We start from the raw sequence: 8,315 nt of genomic DNA, 5'->3' as shown, positions 1-8,315 counted from the left end.
AGGCACTGCGGACCATCGCTATGTAGGGCGTTGCCGGCGGAGCGAGGACGCACCGCACGCATGCCGAGACGAGTGAGGGTTGCATGGCTGTTGTCGTGGGTATCGATGTCGCGAAAGAGTTCCACTGGATCACGGCGGTCGCCGCAGAAACCGGAAAGGTCCTTGTCTCCCAACGGGTCGACAACGATCCGGACAGTATCGACGGATTGATCGACCGACTGCATGGGTTGCGCGCCTAACACGGCGAAACCACTGCCGGAATCGATCTGATGGGCGGCATCGCGAGTCTGCTGACAGCGATGCTGCTCGAAGCCGAAATCCGACTGGTCCACGTCCCCGGCCTGGTTGTCAAATCTGCCCGCCGCGCCACCAAAGGAGGAGAAGCAAAGTCCGATCCCCGTGACGCCAAGACCATCGCCGATCAGCTGCGACTGCGCGATGACTGGCGTGTAGTCACCACCGAAGACGAAACCACTCTCGACCTGCGTATTCTGGTCAACCGGCGTCGAGAACTCGTGACGGAACAAACTCGCCGCCTGGCCCGGCTGCGTGAAACCCTGACCAGCGTTTTCCCCGGCCTGGAACGAGCCGTCGACGTCGTCAACCTGAGTGATCTTCACCTGTTGACCCGCTACGCCACCCCGGCCGGGATACGCCGAGCCGGGCGCCGCCGCATCACCGACCACCTGCTGCATGCAGGGGTCCGTCGCCCGTATGCCGAACGGCTTGTCGACAAGGCGATCACCGCGGCCCAGGCGCAACGCATCGTCGTGCCCGGCGAAGCGCGCAGGGCCGAGTTCACCCGGGAACTCGCTGCCGAAGCCATCGCAGTCGAACGCCGTGTCGCCGAGCTCGAGGCTCAGATCCGTGAGGATCTCGACCGCCACCCTGATGCGGCCCTCATCACCAGCATGCCGGGGATGGGGGCCACCCTGACCGCAGAATTCCTCTCCGAAGCGGGTGACCTGAGCCGATTCGCCACCGCTGACCAGCTTGCTTCCGCCGCCAGGCCGGCACCGGTTCTGCAACAGTCCGGCAAGATGCACTACCTGCGCCGCGCCACGGCAGGCAGCAAGACACTGAAATTCGTGTTCTACCAGTCCGCCTTCGCCGCTATCCGCACCGACCCGGTCAGCAAAGCCTTCTACGCTCGAAAACGCGCCGAAGGCAAACGGCACCACCAAGCCCTCATCGCACTGGCCAGACGCCGCATCAACGTCCTGCATGCCCTCCTGCGCACCCGCCAGCCCTACCGGACCGACTACCGGACGGCTGCTGCTGCTTGACAAAGATCATTAGGCAGCCCAGCTGGCCCAGCAGGCCGAGGACCAGGCCAGTCGGGCCCAGGATCGGATCATGCAGTGGGAGCTGCAACTGCACCAACTGCGTCAGCAGATCCGCCTGGCCCAGACGAACTGACCCTCCGAACGACGACGAGGAGGACGAGTAGCAAGCCGTAGCGCCGGATTGCCGGCGGATGAGGCTCTACCCCCTACTCGTCCTCTTCGTCGTCGGCCCATTCGTCGGGGTAGCGGGCCGTGAGTTCGTTCTCGTCGAGGTAGAACTCGCCCTCATCCTCGCGCGGGGCGGGGCCGACTTCCCATTCTTCGCTGAGCGAGACCAGTTCTTCTTTCGGCCATCGTCGGCGGCCCTCGGCGACCGATACCACTCCGTGGAGGTTGCCGTCGAACAGCACGTCACGCCTGGACCAAGCTGATCAAACGACAAATTTATGGTCGCGCTGAATTTCTGCTTCTCCGGCACCGGGTCCTCCTCGGATAAGTCAGGATCCGCTACCACCGAAAATAGGACAGGGCCGAAGACCGGACAGACCCTGGGCGGCGGAGGGCTGGGATAGTAAATACGAATCAGGCCGATTTTAATGAGTCTTGCTGCGTGATTGAGAAATATTTACCGCCTGTGGCCGTGGCGATTGCTCAAGGGCATGTTCTAATGTATGTGCCGATCGTTGGTCGGCGATCTTCTACAGCTCAATTCTGAAGGATTGTCAATGCTTGGCATTTCCGCCGTAGCAAACGCTCCTGTTAGCGATCCGGACTCCCTGGATAATACGCCTATAGAATTCTCAGACGTGTCAAAAATTTTCAATGACGGAACGATAGCGCTGGAGCCGACCATCTTCTCGGTTGCGCCAGGCGAGTTCGTCTCCATAATCGGTCCCTCTGGTTATGGTAAGTCGACGCTACTCTGGCTCCCGGCAGGGCTGGAGACGGCGAGCGGCGGGGTGGTGGTGATCGATCGCGGCGAGATCGGTCACGTCTTTCAGAATCCCACGCTGCTTCCGTGGCGAAGTGTACAGTGCAACGTCGAACTGCTCATGGAGCTTTCTGGTGTCGACAAGCGTGTCCGAGCCGAGTGTGCTCGACGAGCGCTCAAGCTTCCGGGCCTGACAGCGTTTGCCCACCACAAACCGCGTGCTCTGTCCGGAGATATGCGGATGCGGGTTTCCATCGCTCGTACTCTCGCCATCGAACCGCGTACATTCCTGTTTGACGAGCCTTCCGACGCACTCGACCAATTGACCCGTCAGACGCTCGTAGAAGAGTTGCAGGTAGTCTTCCCTTCGCGAGCGCTTCACCGGCCTGTTCGTCACCCATTCGATCGCAGAGGCGGTGTTCCTCAGTACACGAATAGTCGTGATGTCGCCCCGTCCGGTTCGTATCGTTGTCGATATCGCGGTTCCTTTCGACTTTCTGCGGGCGCCGTCGTTGCTATCTGGTGGACATTCGGTACCTTCGCTCTGTCTCCCGATAGGCAGTTCCTCCTTCCGCCACCCCAGCGAGTGGTTCGGGTAGGCATACTCGACCCCGAGAACTTCTCCGTGATCCTAGGGACGATCGGTTCGACCGCCTCGGTCACGCTCACCGGGCTATCGCTCGCAATCGTCGTCGGCACAATCGCCGCATTGCTGATGTGCCAGGCGCTGTGGGTTGAGCCATCGTTGTACCCGTGGGCGGTCGTACTGCAGACACTCCCTATCCTTGCGCTGGTGCCGCTCCTCGGATTCTGGTTCGGATACGGATTCAGCAGTCGAGTTCTCATGTGCGTGCTGATCTCGCTGTTCCCGATCATCACGACGACCCTGTTCGGGTTGCAGTCGGCGGATCGGTCGCATCACGAACTCTTCGCCTGGGCGAGGCCGGCCGGCGCTGGACCGCCACCAAGCTCCTGCTTCCCGAGGCGGTGCGCTCGATCCTCACCAGCTGGCGCACCTCCGCCGGACTTTCGGTGACCCGCGCTGTCTTCGATGACTTCTTCTTCCGCCAAGCTGGCGCCGGTATCGGCCGGTATACGGCTCGCCTGATGTGGAACAGCTATTCGCCGGTGTGTTCGTGACCTCGGCCTTCGGCCTGCTGGTGTTTTGGGACTTCGGTCTACTGAACAGTCTGCTGATCGGATCGTGGCATGAGTCGGGGAATCGTCCTCAGTGAGCGGAGAGACATAACAGCGCTACACCCGGCCAGGATGCTCGATGACGCCGCGATCTACAGCATTCGGCTGGCCGACAACCATCGGTACGACCTCACGGCTGCGTTTCATGTGCTCGACCAGCGAGAGCTCTGAACTCAATGATACAGGGCCGCAACCGGCGGCCCTCGGAAAGGACACTATGCGCGTAGGTATCTCCCCGTTCGCGGGAACGCATGATGGTTCGTTTGCGGTGGCTGACGTCGCGTACGAAGGCGGAATCGACGCCCTTGGCTCGGTGGGGGCCTGCTCGTCGTGAACGATTTTCCGCGGTGGTCGGGCGGGATGGAGCCGCTGACGTGGCTGGCGTTTCTAGCGGGTGGCTACCCAGGAGTCCGGGTTGGCCTCGGCGCATATGCACTTCCTATCCGCGAGGTTCAGCGGCTCGCCAAGCAATCGGCCACCCTTGACAATCTGACCGAAGGAAACCACGTCCTCGTACTTTCGCCGGGACTCTGGAAACGCGAGTTCGACTTGCGAAGAGCTGACTACGATAGGCGGGGCAGGATCTTCGCGAATCTCATCGACGGACTCATCGACGCGTTTGTCGGCGAACCCATTGGGGGTGAAGGGCTTTCCCTTCCCGCTAGCGACAGATTATCGCCGATACCCTTCGACGGGCGCGCTCCCGAGCTGTGGTTGGCTGGTGCTGCTGGAACCTGCCGACGCGCACTCGAGCGTGGGCTGCCGTTTCAGGCGCGCGCAGAGGCCGGCCGACGCTGCCAGGATGGCCCGCGAATGGCCGGGGCAGGCGGGTGGGTTCTATGCGGTCCAGGTCGCCGACGAAGTGCCGTCGGCAGCGGTACGTCATATATCAGAGCCTGCGGTGGCGGCCCGCCCGAACATCTCGCAACTGAGCTGTTGGCGTACGCAGACGCCGACGTGGACGACCGGTCGATCATCCCAGGCAACGACGACGAGACGTCGCTGGCGACGGTACGTGCACTGGTCAGCGAGGTGTTGCCGCGTCTGCGCGAGTCTGACGTGCAGACCTCGGTTTCCAGAACAGCGTGAACGTCGTGCAACGCCAGTATGACAGCTGGACGGCGAGCGGCTCGGGTATGTCCACAGGTCCTGGGCGCGATCTGTACTCCATGCTCAGACAGGGCACGACAGATCGACTTGACACCGTATGCCTGGCGGTATTCGTCGATGAACCCGACAATCAGTGGTGTTGCGGGTCGAACTTCCGCGTGAAAAAACTTGAGGCGAGTTGCAGGATCTCATTGGTTTGCTCGAGCTCTCGGACCTCTATCCGCAGCCGCTGCAGTCCTTCACGCTCGGCCGATGACAGCCCACCGGCGGCTGCCTCGGGTCGGGCCCCTCCGCGAGGGTTTTCTTCACCCACACCCGCAGCATCTCGTAGGTGCACATCGATCATCGGACCGATCGCCTTGGCCGCAGAATACGGGACTCGAATTCATCGAGGCGTTCCAAGACCAAACGAACGGCCTTCTCACGAACCTCGGGTGGGGTGACACTTCGACATGATGGTGACCATCTTCCTCTACGAAGGAAGCGGCCTCCAACCCGTGCCGGTTCATTTGCCGACAGCTCGCTGCCGGTCGACAAGCAACCGGCACACCTGGCCCTCGAAGTTGGCTACAACCGCGCAATACAGCTGGTGTATGGCACACAACCGTCGATACAGGATTGCCTGGAATTGATTTGCGTCAACGTATATCTCCTGCGACCGGATCGGCGTGCTGAGGACCGATCATTCCGATTGAGTGTATGGACTGGGAAGAGTGCGTATGTTGCGTGGCGAACAGTTTTCGATGTTGCGTGCACTTGCTGCACAGTTGAGTGATCGTGTGCGTGAAGGGACAGAATACTATGCGGCGTTCATGCGGCGGGTAGCCACCGAGGCGGACCGCGCGAGCCTGAACCTACAGCATACCGACCGTGCGATCGTGCCTGACATCCTGCATGCCGTGGATAGTTCCGCCGCACTCGCCGGTCGACGCTCGCTCGAGGTGACTCCACTCGATCCTCGTTTCATCGGCGAACATCTTCCGGATAATCGCGTCTTTCCCGGAGAGAAGGTCAAGTACCTGACTTTACAGGAGCGGAAGGAATACGCACTTCGAATCGACCCCGGCGACGGCAAAATATACGATTCACGCGGTAATTTGTTCGATACCTCCGATTGTTTGGACTTCTTGGGTTATGAGAATCCGTGGGCCCTTTATGTCCTGGGCAAACGGGGCACAATGTATGCCTCAAAAATATGGGCGCCCGGAAAATTTCAGCACTCGAGCCTGCTCGCCGGTGGACCAGTAGCCGGTGCCGGTATGTTGCGCGTGGAGGATGGCGTATTGACAGGATTGGACAACTCAAGCGGTCACTACAAGCCGTCGAAACGGATCTTCGCGCAGACCATTGGGCATCTTATCGGCAAGGGAGTACCTATAAATATAAAGGATGTGGAAATAGAATTCTACAGACCGGATCAACAAGAATGATACTATGAGGAGCGGTGCAATGACGGCCGAATGGCGTGCTGTGGTGAATGCTATTCTATACGGAATCAGATTCTCGCGCACTCTCGACGCGCAGGAGGTTCACCACATATCGTATGCATTGGTGCGACGCCCCCCGTTCTCGATTACGCCGGAGCAGATGCATCAAGCCATCGCTACTGCTGCCGACTCGGGCGAGGAAATCGGCGCAATTGTTCATACAAAATATTCCGAGAGCGAAGCGCGAGACCTGATATCACGCATACTACACGAGCTCGACGAAATACGACCATGGCCGGTCCCTCCGTTTCAGGTGTTGCCTGAAACCGAGTGGGAAGAGTTCTTGAATGCACCGGCTCTCGCGCAGGTGACCATTCCATGGCCGGACATAGAAGCCAGACTTGGACTGATATTTCATAGATTGCCAGGTGGAGGTGGTCAGTACTTTCTATTAGAGTTACGCTCGGGTGCCGAGATAGGGTTTGTATGGCTGAACAGAGCGAAGCACACATTGATAGTCGCACACAATGCGCAAATTCCCAGGCGGCGTATCCTGGAAGAAATCGCCAACGCCACGAGAATCGGCCTGGGTGACATGGTTGCCTTTGATGCAGAGACACCGGATTGCTGAAATGAAGACTCGATACCATGCCTCTAGAAACTCACCTGGGGCGCTGGCCTGCTGGTTCGTCGTGTCGCTGTGGGTTCCGGTAGTAATCACCGGAAATCCAACGAATTTGGCGTAGCTGCTGGTCGGGCTACGCGTGCGGTGCAGTCGCCGTGCGGTTGCCACGTCAGGACAGGTCGCGGGTCATTGGTCGCTGGTGGTTGCCGCACGTCGTTCCGCTGGCCATCCTGCGACTGAGACATCCCAGGGTCTGCCGCTGTCAAGCGGCGACCGGTATGTCGTGGTTGTGGTGTGCCCATGCGGTGGCCTCGTCGTAGACCGTGCCCGCTTTCAGACAGCCGTGGAGGATGCCGACGAGACGGTTCGCGACGTGGCGTAACGCGGCACTGTGGTTGAGACCACGAGCGCGCTGCTTGTCGTAGTAAGCACGCGCACCGGGCGAGGATTTCAGGGCGGAGAACGCCTGGCTCGGCCGCGCATCGACGAGGCGGTCCTGATGCACGAACCGGGCCGTCACGACCCTCATCTTTCCCGACGCGCGGGTGATGGGGCTGGTCGCGGCGTAGTTTTTGCGGGCTTTCGCGGTGGCGTAGCGGTGGAGGTCCTCCCCGAACTCGGCGAGCACCCGGGCGCCGAGTATCATGTCCCAGCCCTGGCTGGGACATGATGATCTCAGCGGCCGGGTGCCTGCCAAAATGAGCCTCTACCTCCCCCTGCAAGACCTTCACCTGCGCGTCGAGTGCGATCAGGACTGCGACCGCCGACCGGGTCGTCGTGGCGTAGGCCTGCTCGATCACCGGATGTCGACCCAGCTGCTCACTGCGCAGGATCGCCTGGATCTGGGTGGCTTCACCCCGACGTCGCGACGTCGGGCCTTGCGCAGCACCGCTTTGATCTGGTTGAGCGACAACCGGGCCGCCGACGCCGGGTCGGGGGCCTTGCCGAGCAGCTCGAGGGTGTCGGGGGCGTCGAGGTCGTCGAAGGCTTCCAGCGCGGCGGGGAAGTACTCCCGCAGCGCGTAACGCAGCCGCTGGGTGTCTGGTTCGTTCCCAGATCATCGTCTTGTGTGTTCGGGCAACCACTTTCACCGCCTCGGCTTGCGGTGTGTCGCCGGCGACGGGGCGTAGCTGGTGGGCGTCGGTGCGGACCATATCGGCCAGGGTGTGCGCGTCGGCTGCGTCGCTTTTCGCGCCGGACACGCCGCGACGCTCCCGGAACCTCGCAGCTTGCAGCGGGTTCACCGCGAACACCATGTATCCGGCCGCGATCAGCGCCGCTACCCAGGGGCCCCGGTCGGTTTCGATGCCGATCTGCACCTCGGTCGCGTCCTCGTCGTCGCCGAGGTGTTCGGCGATGATCGCATGGAACCGGGTGATCCCGGCGATTCCCTCGGGCAGCCGTGCCTTGGTCAGGCGTTTGCCCTGTTCATTCATCACCTCGATGTCGTGGTGATCTTCGGCCCAGTCGTCACCGACCAGCAGCACAGCAAGCTTCCGTTCGTCGTTGTCGGACACCGTGTTCCGGCAGCGTGCGGGAGTAGTCTGCGACCTAATGAACCTGTGCTCACACCCATGGTGGGTGGGCACGACATCCCAGCAGCGATCCGTCCTCCCGGCCGACCGACAGGGGCACGATCTCAGTCTGGGACTCGAAGTCCTGGTCCAACGTGTGCTCACCTGCCGACCGCTACCAGTAGCGAGTCTGCCCGACCGAGAAGCGGTGGGACGGGCTACCCG

Annotated in this window: 8 protein-coding genes and 1 pseudogene; 6 read left to right on the top strand and 3 right to left on the bottom strand. The window is 61.2% G+C overall.

Going from position 1 to position 8,315, the window contains the following annotated elements:
- Window positions 1–224 (bottom strand): hypothetical protein (locus ON20_RS39280; RefSeq protein ID WP_306306879.1); only part of this gene is annotated, 224 nt, incomplete at its 3' end.
- A 45-nt stretch (window positions 225–269) separates the two neighbouring features.
- On the opposite strand from ON20_RS39280, the gene ON20_RS26470 reads away from it, so the two are divergent.
- On the top strand, window positions 270–1,286 hold the full coding sequence (locus ON20_RS26470) for an IS110 family RNA-guided transposase (RefSeq protein ID WP_218002634.1): 1,017 nt from the start codon (window positions 270–272) through the stop codon (window positions 1,284–1,286).
- Between the two features lie 206 nt (window positions 1,287–1,492).
- On the opposite strand, the gene ON20_RS26465 is transcribed toward ON20_RS26470, so the two are convergent.
- Window positions 1,493–1,696 carry a hypothetical protein gene (locus tag ON20_RS26465; protein ID WP_040839917.1) on the bottom strand — a complete coding sequence of 68 codons (204 nt, stop codon included), beginning with the start codon at window positions 1,694–1,696 and terminating at the stop codon, window positions 1,493–1,495.
- Window positions 1,697–2,092: 396 nt separating this feature from the next.
- Here ON20_RS26465 and ON20_RS36895 point away from each other — a divergent pair, with 396 nt between their 5' ends.
- From ON20_RS36895 to ON20_RS36885, 5 genes are all read left to right on the top strand, one after another.
- Window positions 2,093–3,253, top strand: a complete 1,161-nt coding sequence (locus ON20_RS36895) for an ATP-binding cassette domain-containing protein (RefSeq protein WP_169332381.1) — start codon at window positions 2,093–2,095, stop codon at window positions 3,251–3,253.
- 173 nt (window positions 3,254–3,426) lie between these two features.
- Window positions 3,427–3,585, top strand: a complete 159-nt coding sequence (locus ON20_RS36890; RefSeq protein ID WP_157229026.1) for a hypothetical protein — start codon at window positions 3,427–3,429, stop codon at window positions 3,583–3,585.
- Between the two features lie 189 nt (window positions 3,586–3,774).
- The gene (locus ON20_RS35000) at window positions 3,775–4,503 is read left to right on the top strand and encodes an LLM class flavin-dependent oxidoreductase (protein WP_157229025.1); all 729 of its coding nucleotides are present in this window, start codon (window positions 3,775–3,777) and stop codon (window positions 4,501–4,503) included.
- A gap of 740 nt (window positions 4,504–5,243) precedes the next feature.
- Complete coding sequence (locus tag ON20_RS26450) at window positions 5,244–5,954, top strand: IQM protein middle domain-containing protein (protein ID WP_157229024.1); 711 nt, start codon at window positions 5,244–5,246, stop codon at window positions 5,952–5,954.
- A gap of 19 nt (window positions 5,955–5,973) precedes the next feature.
- The gene (locus ON20_RS36885; protein ID WP_157229023.1) at window positions 5,974–6,582 is read left to right on the top strand and encodes a hypothetical protein; all 609 of its coding nucleotides are present in this window, start codon (window positions 5,974–5,976) and stop codon (window positions 6,580–6,582) included.
- Between the two features lie 256 nt (window positions 6,583–6,838).
- Here the strand turns inward: ON20_RS36885 and ON20_RS26445 are convergent.
- A pseudogene (locus ON20_RS26445) lies at window positions 6,839–8,063 on the bottom strand (IS110 family RNA-guided transposase).
- Window positions 8,064–8,315 lie beyond the last annotated feature (252 nt).

Source organism: Nocardia brevicatena NBRC 12119 (assembly GCF_000308495.1).
Classification (GTDB): Bacteria; Actinomycetota; Actinomycetes; order Mycobacteriales; family Mycobacteriaceae; genus Nocardia; species Nocardia brevicatena.
The sequence above is the reverse complement of the archived record's forward strand: the minus strand, read 5'-3'. Positions and strand labels throughout refer to the sequence as shown.

What these genes read in the sequence shown, in the direction of transcription:
- ON20_RS36890 (WP_157229026.1), top strand. Translation starts at nt 3,427, where the DNA reads ATGAGTCGGGGAATCGTCCTCAGTGAGCGGAGAGACATAACAGCGCTA.
- ON20_RS26470 (WP_218002634.1), top strand. Translation starts at nt 270, where the DNA reads ATGGGCGGCATCGCGAGTCTGCTGACAGCGATGCTGCTCGAAGCCGAA.
- ON20_RS26450 (WP_157229024.1), top strand. Translation starts at nt 5,244, where the DNA reads ATGTTGCGTGGCGAACAGTTTTCGATGTTGCGTGCACTTGCTGCACAG.
- ON20_RS35000 (WP_157229025.1), top strand. Translation starts at nt 3,775, where the DNA reads ATGGAGCCGCTGACGTGGCTGGCGTTTCTAGCGGGTGGCTACCCAGGA.
- ON20_RS36885 (WP_157229023.1), top strand. Translation starts at nt 5,974, where the DNA reads ATGACGGCCGAATGGCGTGCTGTGGTGAATGCTATTCTATACGGAATC.